Raw genomic sequence first — 16,034 nt, 5'->3', positions numbered from 1 at the left:
CGCGCGTAGCTACGCCGGGGCGGCCGCCGACGCGCCGGGGATCTCGCGCAGCCGCTCCGGCGTGTCTGTCACTGTGCGGGGAGGTCAGCACGATCCCAGGAGGCGGTAGCCGCATGTTCCGACGCACCGAGGTCGCCGGCGGCGCCGGCCGGGAGCCGGAGGCCCCGACCCCGGCGGGGGCGACCGCCGCGGGCAACTTCGTCGTCGACGACCCGTCGTGGCCCAACTTCTCCGGCGACCTGCACGCGCTGTTCACGACGGCGCCGGTGTTCCGGACGGCGGTGCGCGGCTACGACCGGCTCGAGGTCGACAACTACGTGGCCTGGGCCGAGGCGGAGCTGCGCGCGGCGCGGCGGGAGACCGACGACCTGGTCGAGCGCTACGGCCGGGCCTCGGCCGAGCTGGAGATGTCCCGGCGGCTGCTGGCGCGGTCGCCGGAGGGCCAGGAGATGAGCGTCCTCTCCGAGCGCATGGGCCGGATGCTGCGCATGGCGGCCGACGAGGCGGCGGAGCTCACCGCGGCCGGGTCGGCGGAGGCCGAGCAGATCCTCGCCGACGCGCGGATCGAGGCCGACGCCCGGCTGCGCAAGGCGCACGAGATCAAGCAGATGGCGATCGAGGCCGGCGACCGGATGCGCGAGGAGGCGCGGCTGGTCCGCGCCGAGGCCGCGGCCGAGGTCGAGCGGGCGCGGGCTGAGGCCGCCGACCTGCTGCGCACGGCGGCGGCCGAGCGCGAGCGGCTGGACCGGGAGGCGGCGGAGGTGCGTTCGCGGGCCGAGGCGGACCTGGCCCGCTGGCTGGCCGACACCCGCGCCGCGGCCCGGCGGGAGCGGGAGGAGGCCGCCGCCGCCGCGGAGGCGGCGCTGGCCGCGGCGCAGGGCGAGCTCGACGAGCTGCAGCGCCGCCGCGACCGGGCCTGCGAGTCGCTGCTGCGGCTCAACGAGCAGATCGGCGTCGCGCTGGAGACGGTCGCGGACGTGGGCGACCTGGCCGCGGCCGGCCCGGGCGGCCGCGCCGTCTAGGGCAGCCGGACCGGCGGCCGCAGCCCTCGGCCGGTCCGGCTCACGCCGACGTCAGCAGGACGTCGTTCCACATGTCGAGGATGTCGTCGACCCGCGCGCGGCACGCGGCCACCCGCAGCCGGGCGGCCGCGGTGTCCTCGGCCCGTGCCGCCTGCTGGGCCGCGGCCAGCTCCAGCCGGGCCAGGTCGAAGTCGAGCTGGATGCTCTCCTCCAGGCTTCCGTCGTCGTCGTGCATGGACCCTCCGCATACACACGCTGACGGACCGATCCTCCACCCGTGGCCACCGGAACCCAAGGGGCGACGCGGGACGGCCGGCACTCCCTACATTGCGGGGCATGACGGTCTACCGGATGGATCACGCCGGCGTCGTGGTCGAGGACCTCGCGGCTGCCGTCGCGTTCTTCGTCGAGCTGGGCCTGGAACTGGAGGGCGAGACGGCGGTCGAGGGGGAGTGGGTGGACCAGCTCGTCGGGCTGGACGGCGTGCGAGCGGACCTCGCCTTCCTGCGGACGCCGGACGGCCACGGCCGGGTCGAGCTGTCGACGTTCCACGCGCCGGTGGCCACCCGCAGTGCGCCGCGGGCGCCGGTGAACACCCCGGGCATCCCGCGCCTCACGTTCGCCGTCGACGCCGTCGACGACGTCCTCGATCGCCTGCGGCCCCACGGCGCCGAACTCGTGGGCGAGGTGGCGCAGTACGGGGACGTCTACCGGTACTGCTACGTCCGCGGCCCCGCCGGCGTCGTCATCGGTCTGGTCGAGGAGCTCCGCTGACCGACCCTCCGGGCATCGACGGCCCGCCGGGCGACGGAGCCGTGCCTGGTCGCCCGTGGCTGACGCTCGTGCGGCCTTCTAGGCGCCTCTGCGGCGCTGCACGACCGCACGAGTGTGCAGAACACCGCAGGACATGTCCGGTCGACTGCGTGCTCAGCGCACGGTGAATCCGGCGTCCACGGGGAGGGTCACGCCGGTGACGTACCGGGCGTCGTCGCTGACCAGCCACAGGACGGCGTTGCTGATGTCCACCGGTTCCACCATGGGGACCGGCATCAGGTTGGCCAGCGCGTCCGCGACCCCGGGGTTCTCCTCCATGTACTTCATGATCACGTCGTTGACGATCATGGGGGTGTTCACGCCGGTCGGGTGGACCGTGTTGACCCGGATCGAGTGCGGCGCCAGCCAGTTCGCGAACGTGCGCATGAGGCCCACGACGCCGTGCTTCGCGGCGCTGTACGCCGTCAGGCCGGCGCTGCCGTTGCCGCCCCGCCCGGTCAGCCCCTGGGTCGAGCTCGTGAGCACGATCGCGCCGCCCCGGCCCTTCTCGATCATGCCCGGCGCGGTGGCCATGACGGCGTTCCAGACCCCGGTGAGGTTCACGTCGATCGTGTCCCGCCAGACCGCCTCGATGTCGTCGCCCTCCTCACCGACGCCCGCGATCCCGGCGTTGGCCAGGACGATGTCCACCGGGCCCAGTTCCGCGGACCCCGTGGCGACCGCCTCCCGGAGTGCGGACAGGGAGCGGACGTCGGCCTGCCGGGCCACGATCCGCCGGTCCAGGGCCTCGACCTCCTTGACCGTCTGCGCCAGGTCCTCCGGCGTGGCCATCGGATAGGCCACCGTCCCGATCTGGGCGCAGAGGTCGACGGCGATGATGTCGGCGCCCTCCTGGGCCAGCCGGACCGCGTGCGAGCGGCCCTGCCCCCGGGCGGCCCCGGTGATGAAGGCGACCCTTCCGTCGAGCTTTCCCATGACGCTCTCCTCCGCGTTCCGGGGTCCGCGCCGGCCGGCCGACCCGCCGTACGTGGCCGGTCAGGCCGACCAGGTCCAGTCGCGCACCTCGGGCAGGTCCTCCAGCGCCTCGACGACGTGGGCGCGGTGCCGGTCCAGCTGCTCGCGGCACACGCGGGCCAGCCGGTCGCCGCCCTCGGGCACCCGCCGCGAGCGCCGCAGCGCCTCCAGCACGAGGTCGTAGCGGCTCATCCGGTTGAGCACCACCATGTCGAACGGCGTCGTCGTCGTCCCGTGCTCGGTGAACCCGCGGACGTGGAAGCGGTCGACGTCCGGCCGGCCGTGCAGCAGCGGGTGGATCGCCGGCGGGTGGCCGTGGAAGGCGACGACGACGTCGACGGTGTCGGTGAACAGGTCGGCGAAGTGCTCGGGCGAGAACGCCGACGGGTGCGCGCCGGGCGGCAGCAGTCCCATCAGGTCGACCACGTTCACCACCCGCAGCCGCAGGTGCGGCACGTGCTCGCGGATCAGCTGCGCCGCGGCGAGCACCTCCATCGTCGGGACGTCGCCGATCGCGGCCAGGACGACGTCCGGCAGGTCGGCGCGCGACCGGCCCGGCTCCTCGGTGCCGGCCCACTCCCAGACCGCGGCCCCCGCGGAGACCAGCGTGCGGGCGCCGTCGAGGTCGAGGTACTGCAGGTGCCGCTGCTTGTCGACGACGATCAGGTTCAGCTGCCCGCGGCCGGCGAGGCACTCCCCGGCGACGACCAGGGCGCTGTTGGCGTCCGGGGGGAACCAGATGCGGGTGACGTCGGGCGCCAGCGGGGCCACGGTGTCGATCAGGCCGGGGCCCTGGTGGGAGAAGCCGTTGTGGTCGTTGCGCCACGTCGTGCTGGTCAGCAGGACGTTCAGCGACGGCACCGGCGTCCGCCCCGGCTGGTTGACCGCCAGCTGCAACCACTTGGCGTGCTGCACGATCATCGAGGCGCTGACCATGGCGAACGCCTCGTAGGTGGCGAACAGCCCGTGCCGGCCGGTGAGCGTGTAGCCCTCCAGCCAGCCCTCGCACAGGTGCTCGCTGAGCACCTCCATGACCCGGCCGTCCGGGCCGAGGTGGTCGTCGCCCGGCAGCACCGGCAGCTGCCAGCAGCGGTCGGTGGCCTCGAACACCGCGCCGAGCCGGTTGCTGGTGGTCTCGTCGGGGGAGAACAGCCGGAAGTCGCCACCCCCGTCGGCGCGGGCGGTGCGGATGAGGAGGTCGCGCAGCAGCTCGCCCAGCGGCCGGGTCGTCTCGTGCTCGAGGACGCCGGGGGAGCACACCTCGAGCGCGTAGTCGGCAACGTCCGGCAGCGGCAGCGGCCGCACGCGGAAGCCCGGACCGCCGGCGCGCGGGCTGGCGGAGATGCGCAGGTCCCCTTCGGGCACCAGGGCGGCCAGCTCCGGGACCAGCCGCCCCGCGGCGGTGAAGCACTCGTCGGGCCGGTAGGACCGCAGCCACCCGGCGAGCTGCGCCAGGTGCGCCGGGTTCTCCCGGACGCCGGACAGCGGCACCTGGTGGGCGCGGAAGGTCCCCTCGACCGGGACGCCGTCCACCTCGCGCGGGCCCGTCCAGCCCTTCGGCGTCCGCAGCACGATCGCCGGCCACGGCGCTGTGTCCCCGGCACCCGCCCCGCCGTCCCCGGACCGGGCGCGCGCCTGGGTGGCCCGGATCGCCGCCTGCGCCCCGGCCAGCGCGGCGTCCAGGGCGGGGAAGACCAGCGCCGGGTCGTCGCCGGCCACGACCACGGGGTCCCAGCCCTGGCTGCGCAGGAACGCGCAGACGTCCTCGTCGGAGGTCCGGCCGAGGACCGTCGGGCCGGAGATCTTGTACCCGTTGAGGTGCAGGATCGGCAGCACCGCGCCGTCGCGGCGCGGGTTGAGGAACGCCGGCAGCCGCCACGACGCCGCCAGCGGTCCCGTCTCGGCCTCGCCGTCCCCGATGACGCAGGCGACCAGCAGCTCCGGGTCGTCGAACGCGGCGCCCGCGGCGTGCACCAGCGCGTACCCCAGCTCGCCGCCCTCGTGGATGCTGCCCGGGATGTGGATGCCGGCGTGGCTGCTCACGCCGCCGGGCGTGGAGAACTCCCGGACCAGGCGGGTCAGGCCCGGCAGGTCGCGGCCCACGCGCGGGTGCACCTCGCTGTAGGTGCCGTCGAGGTAGGCGCCGGCCAGCACGGCCGGGCCGCCGTGCCCGGGGCCGGTCACCAGCAGGACCTCGCTGCCGGTGCGCCGGATCAGCCGGTTGAGCAGCGTGTAGACCATGGTCAGGCCCGGGCTGGTGCCCCAGTGGCCGAGCAGCCGCGGCTTGACGTGCTCGCGCCGCAGCGGCTCGCGCAGCAGCGGGTTGGCGCGCAGGTAGATCTGCGCGGCGGTGAGGTAGTTCGCCGCCGCCCACCAGCGCAGGTCCAGGTCGAGCTCGTCGGCGGGGTACTCCGTGGCGGCCGGCCGGGCCTCGGTGGCGGTCATGGCACCGATCCTGTCGGTACCGTGCCGTCCGCGTCGGGGACTTTCGTCCCCCGGCCGGCGCCCTTGCGCCCGAAAGGGACGACCGATTTTCGGAAGGGACCTTCGACCCTGCGCCGACCGGGACCTGGTGCACCTAGCCTCTGCAGGTCATGAACGGGGATGCAGCTGCGGCGATCACGGTGTTCCTGCTCGACGACCACGAGGTCGTGCGGCGAGGGGTCGCGGACGTGCTCGAGAGCGACCCGGGCATCTCGGTCATCGGTGAGGCGAAGAACGTGGCGGAGGCGCTGGCCCGCGTGCCCGCGCTGCGCCCGGACGTCGCGATCCTCGACGTCCGGCTGCCCGACGGGGACGGCGTGTCGGTCTGCCGCGAGCTGCGCTCCCGCATGCCGGAGCTCAAGGTCATCATGCTGACCAGCTACAGCGACGACGAGGCGCTGTTCGAGGCGATCATGGCCGGCGCCGCCGGCTACCTGCTCAAGCAGATCCTCGGGCAGGACCTGGTCACCGCCGTGCGGACGGTCGCCGCGGGCGGGTCGCTGCTCGACCCCGCCGCGACGACGGTGGTGCTGGAGCGGATGCGCCGCGCGGCCGAGCCGGCCGGACCGCTGGCCAAGCTCAGCGAGCAGGAGCGCACCGTCCTCGAGCTCATCGGCGAGGGCCTGACCAACCGGCAGATCGGCGAGCGGATGTTCCTCGCCGAGAAGACCGTCAAGAACTACGTCTCCCACCTGCTGGCCAAGCTGGGCCTCGAGCGGCGCACGCAGGCCGCCGTCCTCGCGACCGAGCTGCGCGGCGCCCCGCCGACCCCGCGCTGAGCGGGCTCAGCCCAGCGGCGCCGACCAGCGCAGGCGGGTGCCGCCCTCGGACAGGGGCTCGACCGACGCCTCGCCGCCGTGCTTCTCCGCGCGCCGCTCGAGGTTGCGCAGCCCGCTGCGGGCGGCCCGGGGGTCGATGCCCCGCCCGTCGTCCACCACCTCGAGGACCACCTCGTCGGCGACGTCCAGGGTGACGGTCACGTGCCGGCCGCCGGAGTGGCGGGCGGCGTTGCTCACCCCCTCCCGGGCGACCGCCTCGACGTCGGCCGCGAGCTCGCCGGTGACCAGGTGGTCGACGGCGCCGGACATGCGCACCGTGGGTTCCAGGCCCACGGCGGTCTGGGTGACGATGTCGAGCAGCCGCCGGCGCAGGCTGTCGCCGGTCGCGACCGCGCCGGTCGTGTGCAGGTCGAAGATCGTGGTGCGGATGTCGCGCACGGTCTCGTCGAGCTGGCCGACCACGAACGCGATCCGGTCGCGCACCTCCGGGTCGGCGATCCGGGGCATCACCGCCTGCAGCGCCAGGCCGGAGGCGAAGACCCGCTGGATCACGTGGTCGTGCAGGTCGCGGGCGATGCGGTCGCGGTCCTCGTACACGTCGAGCTGGTGGGCCAGCAGCTGCCGGGCCGCCATGTCGAGCGCGGCGGTGGCCTGGTCGGCGAAGGCGGTGACGAGCGGGAGGATCGACTCGTCGAACGGCGCGGCGCCGGCCCGGCGGCAGGCGATGACGAGGGCGTTCTCGGCGTGCGTCCCGCGCAGCGGGATCGCGATGCACGGGCCCCAGTGGCCGACGAGGTCACGGTCCTCGAACTCCACGGCGGTCAGGTCGAGGGCGACCACGCCGCGGGCGGCCTCCACCGCCTCCAGCACCGGGTTGGTCGCCGCCGACGTCCGCTCGCCGGTCAGGTCGCGCAGCCCCCGGCGGCTCTGGGCCGCGACGGTGTAGACCCCCGTGCCGGGCTCGGGGCCGAGCAGCAGCCAGGTCGCGTCGGCCTCGGTCAGCTCGGTCAGGCGCTCGGTGATCAGGACCAGGGCCGCCCCGGTCGACGGCGCGTCCAGCAGCACCGCGCGGACGTCGGAGATGGCGGCCATCCAGCGCCGGCGCACCTCGCTCTGCTCGTAGAGGTGGGCGTTGTCGATCGCGATGCCGGCCGCGCCGGCCAGCGCGGTGAGCACCGCCTCGTCCTCGGCGGTGAACTCGCCGTGCCGCTTCTCGGTCAGGTAGAGGTTGCCGAACACCTCGCCGCGGACCAGCACCGGGACGCCGAGGAAGGTCCTCATCGGCGGGTGGTGCGGGGGGAACCCGACCGAGCTGGGATGCCGGCCGAGGTCGGAGACGCGCAGCGGGTAGGGCTCCCGGATCAGCAGCCCGAGCACGCCCTTGCCCTCGGGCAGCGCCCCCATCCGCGCGGCCGTCGCGTCGTCGACCCCCACGTGGAGGAACGCGGCCAGGCCGTCGCCGTTCTGGCGCAGCACGCCCAGGGCGCCGTACCGGGCGTCGACCAGGTCGACCGCGGACTCGACGAGGCGCCGCAGCGTGCTCGGCAGGTCCAGGCCGGTGGAGACGCTGAGGAAGGCGTCGAGCAGGTGCTGCACGCGGGTCTGCGCCCGTGCCACCGACGAGAGCCGGTCCTGCACCTCGCCGATGAGTTCGGTCAGGCGCATGGCCGACAGCGGCGAGACCTCGAGTCCGCCGCTCTCGCTCTGCCGTTCCGGGCCCGGCATGCTATGTGGACCTCCCACGACCACCGTGCCATGGGCGGCCAGCGGAACGGAAGGGTCCGAACCCGCGCCGTCACACCGGGAGGGACGTCCGCCAGCCCTCCACGAGTCCGAGCCGGACCGAGATCAGGTGCACGTCCGGGGCCACGCCGTCGTGCAGCACGTGCGAGGTGCCGACGACGGTCACCGCCCACCCGGTGCGCGCACCGCTGTCGTAGACGTCGGCCTCGAAGGCCACGACGGCCCCGCGGACGGCGTCGACCAGCGGGTTCCCGGTCCGGACCGGGATGACGACCTCCCCCTCGCGCAGGCAGAACGACACCGGACGGATCGCCGGGAGCGCGCCGCGCGTGTAGGCCAGTCGGCCGATGCCGGCACTGGCGAGCAGACGCAGGCACTCCGCGCGCCCGAGTACCTCGTGCGCCCGGTCCTCGTCCGTGGTCGGCACCGGCCGCCCCCCGTCGTTTCCGCGGGTGCACCGGGACCCCGGTGCGGACGCCGGATGCGTCCGCTGGAACTCTCGGCCGGGGCGGGCAGTTGGCGTCAGGGACGGACGTCCCGCCCGGCGGAGCCTTGGTCCCTGGGGGCCCGGGCGCGGCCGGGCGGCCGGGGTGCGACATCGTGGGTGGGACACCGTGCGGACGCGAGGAGGACGGCGAGTGGCCGAGGTCTGCGAGGCCCTGACGATCGACGGCGGCGTGCTCGTCGGGCACGACGGGTCCGAGTGCGCGCAGGAGGCGATGATCTGGGCGGCCGGGCTCGCCGGGCGGGCGGCGCTGCCGCTGCACGTCGTCCGGGCGTGGGGGATGACCACCGCCCCGCGGCCGGCGACCTGGGCGCCCGGGTACGTGCCCCCGATGGCCGACTTCGAGCAGGCCGTGCGCTCCGAGCTGGAGGCGTGCATCGCCGGCGGGCACCTCGACCCGTCGGTGCGGGTGCACGCCCACGTCGTCCACCGGCCCCCGGCGAAGGCCCTGGTCGAGGCGAGCCCGGGCGCCGACCTCGTGGTCGTGGGCGCCCGCGGGCGCGGCGGCTTCTCCGGCCTGCTCCTGGGCTCCACCAGCGACCAGGTGGTGCACCACGCCCGGAGCCCGGTCACCGTCGTCCGCGCCGGCTCGTCCCGGCCGTGGTCCCGGGCCGGCGAGTCGTCCGGGGCCGCTCAGGTCTGAGCCGCCGCCACCCCGGTCAGGGCCGCGGCGATGTCCGCCGCCCAGCCGGCGATCTGCGCCCAGTCGCGGAAGTCGCCGACCGGCGCGCGCATCGCGGTCACCATCGCGCGCTCGCCGAAGCTCAGCCGCGCCTTGTCCAGCCGGCCGGGGAACACCCGGTGCTCCCGCGCGCCGGTCAGGGTGGCCAGCGGGCCGGCGTCGTGCGGGACGTCGGGCGGGAACGGGGGCTCGCCGATCGGCCCGCTCGAGAACAGCCAGACCGCGCGGGCGCGCAGCGCGTCGGCGTGCAGCGTCGCGTACTCGCGGGCCGGGTCGAGCCAGCGGCCGACGTAGACGGCGCTGCCCAGGACGACCGCGGCGAACGGCGCCGGGTCCGGCCGCTGCTGTGCGGGGACGGCGACCGCGGTCAGGCCCGCCGCCCGCCCGGCCGGCGAGTCGGCCAGACCGCGGGCCAGGGCGTCGGCGATCTCGGCCGTGGCGCCGTGCCTGCTGGCGGCGACGACGAGGACGCGCGGCGCGCTCACCGGGCGGCCCGCGACGCGAGCGGGACGACCGCGACCGGGCAGGCCGCCCGGTGCAGCACGGCGGACGCGGTCGAGGCCGGCCGGTGCCGGGCCCGGTGGCCGACGACGAGCAGCTCGGCGGTCAGCCCCGCGGCGACCAGCGCGCGGGCGGGCCGGTCGCGGACGACGACCTCGCGGACCTCGACGTCCGGCTCCTTGTCCCGCCAGCCGGCCAGCGCCTCGGCGAGCACCCGCTCCTCGTCGGCGCGGACGGCGGCCCAGTCGACCAGCGGCACGGTGGTGCGCAGCGCGGTCTCCAGGACGGCGTCCTGCCAGCCGTGCACCGCGACGAGGTCGGTGTGCCGGGCGGCCGCCTCGGCGAACGCGAACGCGAGGACCTCCTCGTCGCCCGGCCGGCCCTCGACCCCGACGACGACCGACCGGCGGCTGCGCACCACCACCGAGGCGTCGTCGGGCAGCACCAGGACGGGGCACCGGGCGTGCGCGATCACGCCGACGGCGGTCGAGCCGAGCAGCAGGCCGGCCACCCCGCCGGCCCCCCGGCCGCCGAGGACGATCAGCTGGGCCGCGGCGGAGCGCTGGGCGAGCACCGTTGCCGGGTCGCCGTCGCGCACGGCGGTGGTGACGCCGTCCTCCCCGAGCACGTCGGCGGCCGCGCGCACGACCGCCTCGCCGCTCTCGCGCAGGAGCGCCGGCAGGTCGAGGTCCGGGGGCGGCGTGGTGAGCCCGTCGTACGGCCACGGCACCACGGTGACCAGCTCCAGCGGGGCGCCGCGGCGCCGGGCCACGTCGGCGGCGAGCCGGGCGGCCGCGAGCGCGCGGAGGGAGCCGTCGACGCCGGCGAGCACGGGCAGGGCGGTCATCGCGGGCTCCTCCCGGGTCAGGCGGACACCGGCCGGTCGGCCGGCACGGGCTCGGTCAGGATCCGGACGCCGATGACGCCGCCGACCGTGGTGGCCAGCGCCCGCAGCGCCCGCTCCTCGACCTCGGCGGAGACCTGCGGGCCGCCGCGGGTGCGCCGGATGGTGGCCATGCCCTCGGCCACCTCGACGTCCCAGGCGCCCAGGTCGCCGGTGTAGCCCTCCACGAGCCGCAGCACCTCGGCGCGGATGTCCGCGTCGGGCCGCACGAGCGCGCGCAGCAGGTCGCGGCGGCTGACGATGCCGGCCAGCCGGCCGTGCTCGAGCACCGGCACGCTGCGCAGCCGGTCGTCGACGAACAGGCGGGCGATGTCGGCCAGGTCGGCGGTCGCGTCGACCGACCGCACGCCGGTCGTCATCACGCCGCGCACCAGCAGGGACGGCGTCGGCGCGGACGGCTCGTCGCGGCGCGCGTGCAGCCGCGGGTCGTGCGGCAGCCGGTCGCGCAGCACGTCGGCCTCCGCGACGATGCCGACGATCTGGTCGTCGTCCACCACGGGCAGCGCGGCGAACCCGCGCTCGGCCATCACCTCGGCCGCGTACTTCGCGGAGGTGTCCGGTCCCACCGTGACCACCTCGCGGGTCATGACGTCCCTGGCCTGCACGTTCCGCTCCTCGTCGTCGGGGTCCCCGTCCTCGCCCTCGACGCTAGGCAGCCGCCCGTGCCGGCCTCAGGGTCTCCGGGCGCACCGGGGCGGGACCTCCGTCCCTGCTCGGGCAGGGCGGCGGAGCCGCGGGCCGACCAGAGTCAGCGGAACCGGCTGGCCCACAGCGGCTCGACCGCGGCCCAGCCCGTCTCCCAGCGCCGGAACCGGCGCCGCTCCAGCTGCCACAGCACGATGAGGTGGCTGCTCAGCCCCGCGATGACGATGCCGAGGACGGTGAGCGTGCCGAGCACCAGGCCCTGGCCGGTCACCTCCTCGTCGGTCAGCGGGGCGTCTGTCACCCGGCCGTCCCGGTCCACCCAGATCTCGACCGGGGAGCCCGCCCGGGCACCGGCCGGGGCGTCGACGTCGCCGGTGCGGCTGCGGCCGTCCGGCCCGGTCCAGACGGCGGGCGCCGGCACGTGCGTGTCGTAGATGCCGTCGGCGTCGGGGGCGTCGGAGAGCAGCGTCGCGCTGGCCTGCTGCCGCGTCGCCGCCTGCGCCTCGGCGACGGCGCGCACGCCGGCCGCGGTCGCGCTGCCCACCACCAGGCCGGCCGGCGCCGCCGTCAGCAGCGCCAGCACGAGCACGAGGCGGGAGAGGAACTCGACCCGGTCCGACGCCCGCTTCAGGGGCCCGGAGCCCAGCGTGAACCGCCGCCGCAGGGTGCGCGCGGGCGCGCGGGATCCCGACACGCGAGCAGCCTGGCCGGTCGGCGCCTCCCGCGGACGGGGCCGAGGTCCCGAGCTGGGGAGACCTTCGCACCTCACCGAGCCGAGCGCCGGGCCCCAGGGTGCAGCGCATGGCCGCCCCCACGCGTCCTCTCGCCGCCCCGGTGCGGGCGGTGCGCGACGTGGTCGTCGGCGGGGCCGAGGTGCTGGCCGCGCTGCTCGCCGCGCCGCTGCTGCACCGCCGGTACGACCGCTGGGGCGCGACGCCGGAGGAGGTCGCCGGTCAGCTCCCGGGAGACGACCTCGTGCCGGCGCCCCGGCGTGGGTACACGCGGGCGATCACCGTGCACGCGCCGGTCGCGGCGGTCTGGCCGTGGCTGGCGCAGATCGGCCAGGGCCGCGGCGGGCTGTACAGCTTCGACGGGCTGGAGAACCTCCTCGGCCTCGGCCTGCACAGCGCCGGGGAGGTCCGCCCCGACCTGCAGGACCTCCGGCCGGGGGACGTCGTCCGGCTGGCAGGGGGCGAGGGCACGCCCGCCTACCGCGTCCGGGAGGTGGCGCCCCCGACCACCCTGGTCCTGCTCGGGGGCGACCCGGCGGCGCCCGACGACGTGCACCTCACCTGGCAGTGGTCGCTGCGCCCGCTCGATGCGGGTCGGCGGACGCGGGTGGTCGTGCGCCAGCGGCTGGCCCACCCCGCGTCCCAGCGCCTCCTGTGGCGGGTCGTCGCGCCGATCGGCTTCGTGATGGAGCGGCGCATGCTCCGCGGCCTCGCGCGCCGCGCCGAGGGACGGCACGCGTGAGCCCGCGCTCCGCCGTCCGGCAGCTACCCGTGCGGCCCCACGAGGACGCCCGGGCGGGCCGGGGTGTCCAGCTCCCGGCGGGGCTGGGGGACGGGCGCGGTGGGGGTCAGCGGGACGACCAGCACCGGGCCGGGAGCACGGTCCGCGACGGCCGCGGCGGTGCCGCCGCGCCGCCCCGGACGGCGCCCGACGACGACGACCGCCGCGGTCTGCGCGGCCTGCACCAGCACCTCCACCGGCGGGGCGTGCACGATGCGCAGGTCGACGGGGAGGGACGGCGCGCCCTCGCGCAGCGGCCGGACGTAGCTCTCGAGCAGTTCCCGCTCGGCCTGCTCGACCGCCGCCTCGACCGCCGCCTGGATCGCCGCCGACCCGCCGCGGGCCCGGTCCCAGGCGTGCAGCACCAGCAGCGACGTGCCGCGCAGCCCGGCCTCGGCCGCGGCGGCCGCGAGCAGCGCCGCCGTCCCCGGGCCGCCGTCCACGCCGACGACGATCCCGCCCCGGTCAGGCTGTGCCCGCGCGAGCAGCACCGGGCAGTGCGCGCCGCGGACGAGGGCCTCGGCGGTCTCGTCCAGCCCCGCCCGCGCGCCGGAGGGGCCGACGACCAGCAGCGCCGCCGTCCGCGACTCGTGCAGCAGCACCAGGTCCGGCGGTCCGGCCCGGACGACCGCGGTCACCGCTTCGTGGGGGAGGACCTCGGCCACGACGCGGCGGACCGCGTCCAGCCGGCCGGTGGCCGCCGTCCGCACCGTCTCCGCGCCCGCCGGCAGCGCGCGCACCAGCCGCAGCGGCAGGTGCCGCGCCCGGGCCAGCTCGGCGGCGGCCGCGCCCGCGGCGAGGGACTCCGGCGTGTCGTCGACGCCGACCACCACCGGGCGCGGTTCGGAGGTCATCGCACGCCGTCTCCGTCGAGCTCCCCGTGGGCGTGCGGGGGAGAGCGCCGGAGGCGCAGCAGCAGCTGCGGATGGGCGTGCCAGGTCAGCGCCGACCGCAGCTGGGTGCGGGTCAGCGGCACCTCGATCGCCGAGGTGAGCAGCGCGGCTGCCCAGCCCAGGGCGGCGAGCTCGAGCAGCGTCCGCTCCACCGCCTCGCCGCACCGCAGCCAGGCCGGCCGGTCGTCGGTGGGGGTGGCGATCAGCACCAGCGTCCCGCCGGCCGTGTGGTGAGCGGACCCGTCGTGCAGCACCCGCTCGGCGTGCTCGGTCAGCCGGGTCACCAGGGCCCGGTGCTCGCTGCGCACCGGGACCAGCAGCGCCCCCTCCTGCGCGGCCGCGACGGTGAGGCGGCGCAGGAGGGGGACGGGCATCCGGTCGGGGGCCGGTGCGCGGCCCGCCCCGGCGGGGGCCAGGGCCGCGAGCGCGGCGTCCGGCTCGCCCGCGACCGGCCGGACGACGGCCAGCAGGTCCGGGTCGGCGGGGTCGGGCAGCCGCTCGACGTCCGCGGCCCACCCGGCGGCCGCCAGCGCGACCCGGGCCGAGAACACGGCCGCGCCGGCGCTGCGCACCAGCTGCCGGCCCGCCGGGTCGTCGACGGGCAGCGGTCGGTTCGGGTCGGTGCGGACGAGGAGCCGGTCCGGCCGCGGGTCGAGCTGCCACGCCCGCGGGCCCGGGGGTGCGGCGGCCCGCAGGGCGAGGTCGACGGCGCCCTCCCGCGCCGGCGCCGGGGTGCCCGCGAGCGGGCCGCCGGACGAGGTCAGCGCGAGGGGCGGGGGCATCGACGACTCCTGATCGGGGTCCTCCACGCTGCGCCCGCGACGGTCGACGGCGCAGGGGTCGGCGGTCCCCTCGCGGGGAGACCAAGGTCCGTGTCCCGCCGCGTCCGGGCGGCCCCAGGCTCGTCGCACCGGTGTGCTCCGGGCGACCGCCGTCCGTCGCCGCCGGCCGAGGAGGCCGGGACATGACCGAGATCCAGCGGCCCTATCCCGTGCGCGTCGACGCGTCCCCCGACCCGTCGGCGTCGCGGGCGCTGTGGCTGGTCAAGTGGCTGCTGCTGATCCCGCACTACGTCGTGCTGGTGTTCCTGTGGATCGCCTTCGTCGCGGTCAGCGTCATCGCCTTCTTCGCGATCCTGATCACCGGGCGCTATCCGCGCGGCCTGTTCGACTTCAACGTCGGGGTGCTGCGCTGGACGTGGCGGGTGAGCTTCTACGGCTACGGAGCGCTCGGCACCGACCGCTACCCGCCGTTCGCCCTCGGCGACGTCGCCGACTACCCGGCTCACTACGAGGTGCCCTATCCGGAGCGGCTCTCCCGCGGCCTGGTGCTGGTGAAGTGGTGGCTGCTCGCCATCCCGCACTACCTGGTCCTCGCCGTGTTCATCGGGGGCGGCATCTGGTTCGGCACCCGGGCCACCGACGCCGACGGGATCTGGGACAGCAGCTGGGGCGCGGGCGGGCTGGTCGGGCTGCTCGTGTTCATCGCCGGCGTCGTGCTGCTGTTCACCGGCCGCTACCCGCGCCCGCTCTACGACTTCGTCCTCGGCATGGACCGGTGGGCGCTGCGGGTGGCCGGCTACGTCGGCCTGATGACCGACGCCTACCCGCCGTTCCGGCTGGACCTGGGCGGCCCCGACCCGGGCACGGTCCCGGCCGCGCCGGTGCCGCCCGCGCCGTCCGGCGTCCCGGTGTCCGCGTACCCGCCGCCGGCCTACCCGCCGCCGGCCGCCTACGCGGCCCCGGCCGGCGCCGCCCGGCCGAACAGCTGGTCGGCCGGCCGGGTCGTGGCGCTCGTGATCGGCGTGATCCTGCTGTTCGTGGCCGCCGGCACGCTGGTCGGCGGGGGCGCCCTGCTCTGGGCCGACCGCACCCAGCGGGACGGCGGCTACCTGATGTCGCCGGACGCGCGGATCAGCTCCGGCGGCTACGCGGTGGTCAGCGAGACCCTGAGCCTGCACGGCGAGGGGCTGGACTGGGCCGTCGACTCGGTGATCGGAACGGCGCGCCTCGACGTCTCACCCGTCGGGGACGGCGACGTGTTCGTCGGGGTGGCCCGCAGCGCCGATGCCGCCGGTTACCTGCGCGGCGTCGCGTACGGGCGCCTCCACGACCTGAGCGTCGGCCTGGACCAGGGCGACCCCGACCGGTTCGCGGTCACCGAGCGCTCCGGCGGCGCACCCGCGCAGCCGCCCGCGGACGCCGGCATCTGGGTGGCGTCGGCGAGCGGGGCGGGCACCCAGTCGCTCACCTGGCGGCCGTCGGACGGCAACTGGACCCTCGTGGTCATGCGAGCCGACGGCGGTGCGGGCGTGACCGCCGACGTGCGCGCCGGTGTCACGGCGCCGAACCTCGGCTGGGTGGCCGCCGGCGTGCTCGCGGTCGGTGCCGTGCTGCTCGCCCTCGGCGGCCTGCTCGTCGGGCTCGCGGCGCGGCGGCCGCAGGGCCCACCGGCCGAGATCCCGGCGCAGCGGGGCCCGGCCGCACCGACGGCGCCGGAGGCCGGGGCGGAGAAAGGGGCGGAGGAAGGGGCGGAGGTCGCCCGCCCGCCGACCAGCTGAGTCGCACGCTGGAGCG

At 76.7% G+C, this 16,034-nt stretch carries 17 protein-coding genes; 6 read left to right on the top strand and 11 right to left on the bottom strand.

Annotated elements, in window-relative coordinates; genetic code table 11:
• Positions 1-113 precede the first annotated feature (113 nt).
• Positions 114-1,022, top strand: a complete 909-nt coding sequence (locus AB3388_RS17450) for a DivIVA domain-containing protein (protein ID WP_495406573.1) — start codon at positions 114-116, stop codon at positions 1,020-1,022.
• A gap of 40 nt (positions 1,023-1,062) precedes the next feature.
• Here AB3388_RS17450 and AB3388_RS17445 read toward each other — a convergent pair whose 3' ends face one another.
• Positions 1,063-1,257 carry a hypothetical protein gene (locus tag AB3388_RS17445; RefSeq protein WP_495406572.1) on the bottom strand — a complete coding sequence of 65 codons (195 nt, stop codon included), beginning with the start codon at positions 1,255-1,257 and terminating at the stop codon, positions 1,063-1,065.
• A 101-nt stretch (positions 1,258-1,358) separates the two neighbouring features.
• On the opposite strand from AB3388_RS17445, the gene AB3388_RS17440 reads away from it, so the two are divergent.
• Positions 1,359-1,796 (top strand): VOC family protein, encoded by a 438-nt coding sequence (locus tag AB3388_RS17440; protein ID WP_495406571.1) that lies wholly within the window; start codon positions 1,359-1,361, stop codon positions 1,794-1,796.
• Positions 1,797-1,949: 153 nt separating this feature from the next.
• On the opposite strand, the gene AB3388_RS17435 is transcribed toward AB3388_RS17440, so the two are convergent.
• A complete protein-coding gene (locus AB3388_RS17435) occupies positions 1,950-2,771 on the bottom strand; it encodes a mycofactocin-coupled SDR family oxidoreductase (protein ID WP_495406570.1) in 822 nt (273 codons plus the stop codon).
• Positions 2,772-2,831: 60 nt separating this feature from the next.
• The gene (locus AB3388_RS17430) at positions 2,832-5,255 is read right to left on the bottom strand and encodes a phosphoketolase family protein (RefSeq protein ID WP_495406569.1); all 2,424 of its coding nucleotides are present in this window, start codon (positions 5,253-5,255) and stop codon (positions 2,832-2,834) included.
• A gap of 149 nt (positions 5,256-5,404) precedes the next feature.
• On the opposite strand from AB3388_RS17430, the gene AB3388_RS17425 reads away from it, so the two are divergent.
• The gene (locus AB3388_RS17425; protein ID WP_495406568.1) at positions 5,405-6,073 is read left to right on the top strand and encodes a response regulator; all 669 of its coding nucleotides are present in this window, start codon (positions 5,405-5,407) and stop codon (positions 6,071-6,073) included.
• A 6-nt stretch (positions 6,074-6,079) separates the two neighbouring features.
• On the opposite strand, the gene AB3388_RS17420 is transcribed toward AB3388_RS17425, so the two are convergent.
• Both AB3388_RS17420 and AB3388_RS17415 read right to left on the bottom strand, forming a co-directional pair.
• Complete coding sequence (locus tag AB3388_RS17420) at positions 6,080-7,798, bottom strand: sensor histidine kinase (RefSeq protein ID WP_495406567.1); 1,719 nt, start codon at positions 7,796-7,798, stop codon at positions 6,080-6,082.
• A 70-nt stretch (positions 7,799-7,868) separates the two neighbouring features.
• Positions 7,869-8,243: a pyridoxamine 5'-phosphate oxidase family protein gene (locus AB3388_RS17415; protein ID WP_495406566.1), complete on the bottom strand. Its 375-nt coding sequence runs from the start codon at positions 8,241-8,243 to the stop codon at positions 7,869-7,871.
• A 211-nt stretch (positions 8,244-8,454) separates the two neighbouring features.
• Here AB3388_RS17415 and AB3388_RS17410 point away from each other — a divergent pair, with 211 nt between their 5' ends.
• Positions 8,455-8,964, top strand: coding sequence for a universal stress protein (locus tag AB3388_RS17410; RefSeq protein WP_495406565.1), 510 nt, complete (start codon positions 8,455-8,457; stop codon positions 8,962-8,964).
• On the opposite strand, the gene AB3388_RS17405 is transcribed toward AB3388_RS17410, so the two are convergent.
• The 4 genes from AB3388_RS17405 to AB3388_RS17390 all read right to left on the bottom strand — a co-directional run bounded on the left by AB3388_RS17405 (position 8,955) and on the right by AB3388_RS17390 (position 11,747).
• On the bottom strand, positions 8,955-9,488 hold the full coding sequence (locus AB3388_RS17405) for a flavodoxin domain-containing protein (RefSeq protein ID WP_495406564.1): 534 nt from the start codon (positions 9,486-9,488) through the stop codon (positions 8,955-8,957). The two genes, AB3388_RS17410 and AB3388_RS17405, sit on opposite strands and share 10 nt — an antisense overlap.
• Entirely contained in the window at positions 9,485-10,351 is an 867-nt protein-coding gene (locus tag AB3388_RS17400; RefSeq protein WP_495406563.1) for a universal stress protein, read from the bottom strand. The genes AB3388_RS17405 and AB3388_RS17400 overlap by 4 nt, the downstream gene beginning before the upstream one ends.
• 17 nt (positions 10,352-10,368) lie before the next feature.
• The gene (locus tag AB3388_RS17395) at positions 10,369-11,013 is read right to left on the bottom strand and encodes a CBS domain-containing protein (RefSeq protein WP_495406562.1); all 645 of its coding nucleotides are present in this window, start codon (positions 11,011-11,013) and stop codon (positions 10,369-10,371) included.
• 143 nt (positions 11,014-11,156) lie between these two features.
• Positions 11,157-11,747, bottom strand: coding sequence for an Rv1733c family protein (locus AB3388_RS17390; protein ID WP_495406561.1), 591 nt, complete (start codon positions 11,745-11,747; stop codon positions 11,157-11,159).
• A gap of 107 nt (positions 11,748-11,854) precedes the next feature.
• Between AB3388_RS17390 and AB3388_RS17385 the strand changes: the two genes are divergently transcribed.
• Complete coding sequence (locus tag AB3388_RS17385; RefSeq protein WP_495406560.1) at positions 11,855-12,526, top strand: hypothetical protein; 672 nt, start codon at positions 11,855-11,857, stop codon at positions 12,524-12,526.
• Between the two features lie 23 nt (positions 12,527-12,549).
• Here AB3388_RS17385 and AB3388_RS17380 read toward each other — a convergent pair whose 3' ends face one another.
• Together AB3388_RS17380 and AB3388_RS17375 are read right to left on the bottom strand one after the other, a co-directional pair.
• Complete coding sequence (locus tag AB3388_RS17380; RefSeq protein ID WP_495406559.1) at positions 12,550-13,419, bottom strand: universal stress protein; 870 nt, start codon at positions 13,417-13,419, stop codon at positions 12,550-12,552.
• Entirely contained in the window at positions 13,416-14,240 is an 825-nt protein-coding gene (locus tag AB3388_RS17375; RefSeq protein ID WP_495406558.1) for a hypothetical protein, read from the bottom strand. The genes AB3388_RS17380 and AB3388_RS17375 overlap by 4 nt, the downstream gene beginning before the upstream one ends.
• Positions 14,241-14,422: 182 nt before the next feature.
• Here AB3388_RS17375 and AB3388_RS17370 point away from each other — a divergent pair, with 182 nt between their 5' ends.
• Complete coding sequence (locus AB3388_RS17370; RefSeq protein WP_495406557.1) at positions 14,423-16,018, top strand: DUF4389 domain-containing protein; 1,596 nt, start codon at positions 14,423-14,425, stop codon at positions 16,016-16,018.
• The last annotated feature ends 16 nt before the right edge of the window (positions 16,019-16,034 follow it).

This window comes from Geodermatophilus sp. SMS 5-13 (assembly GCF_059428245.1).
This window is presented reverse-complemented; position numbering and strand designations above follow the sequence as displayed.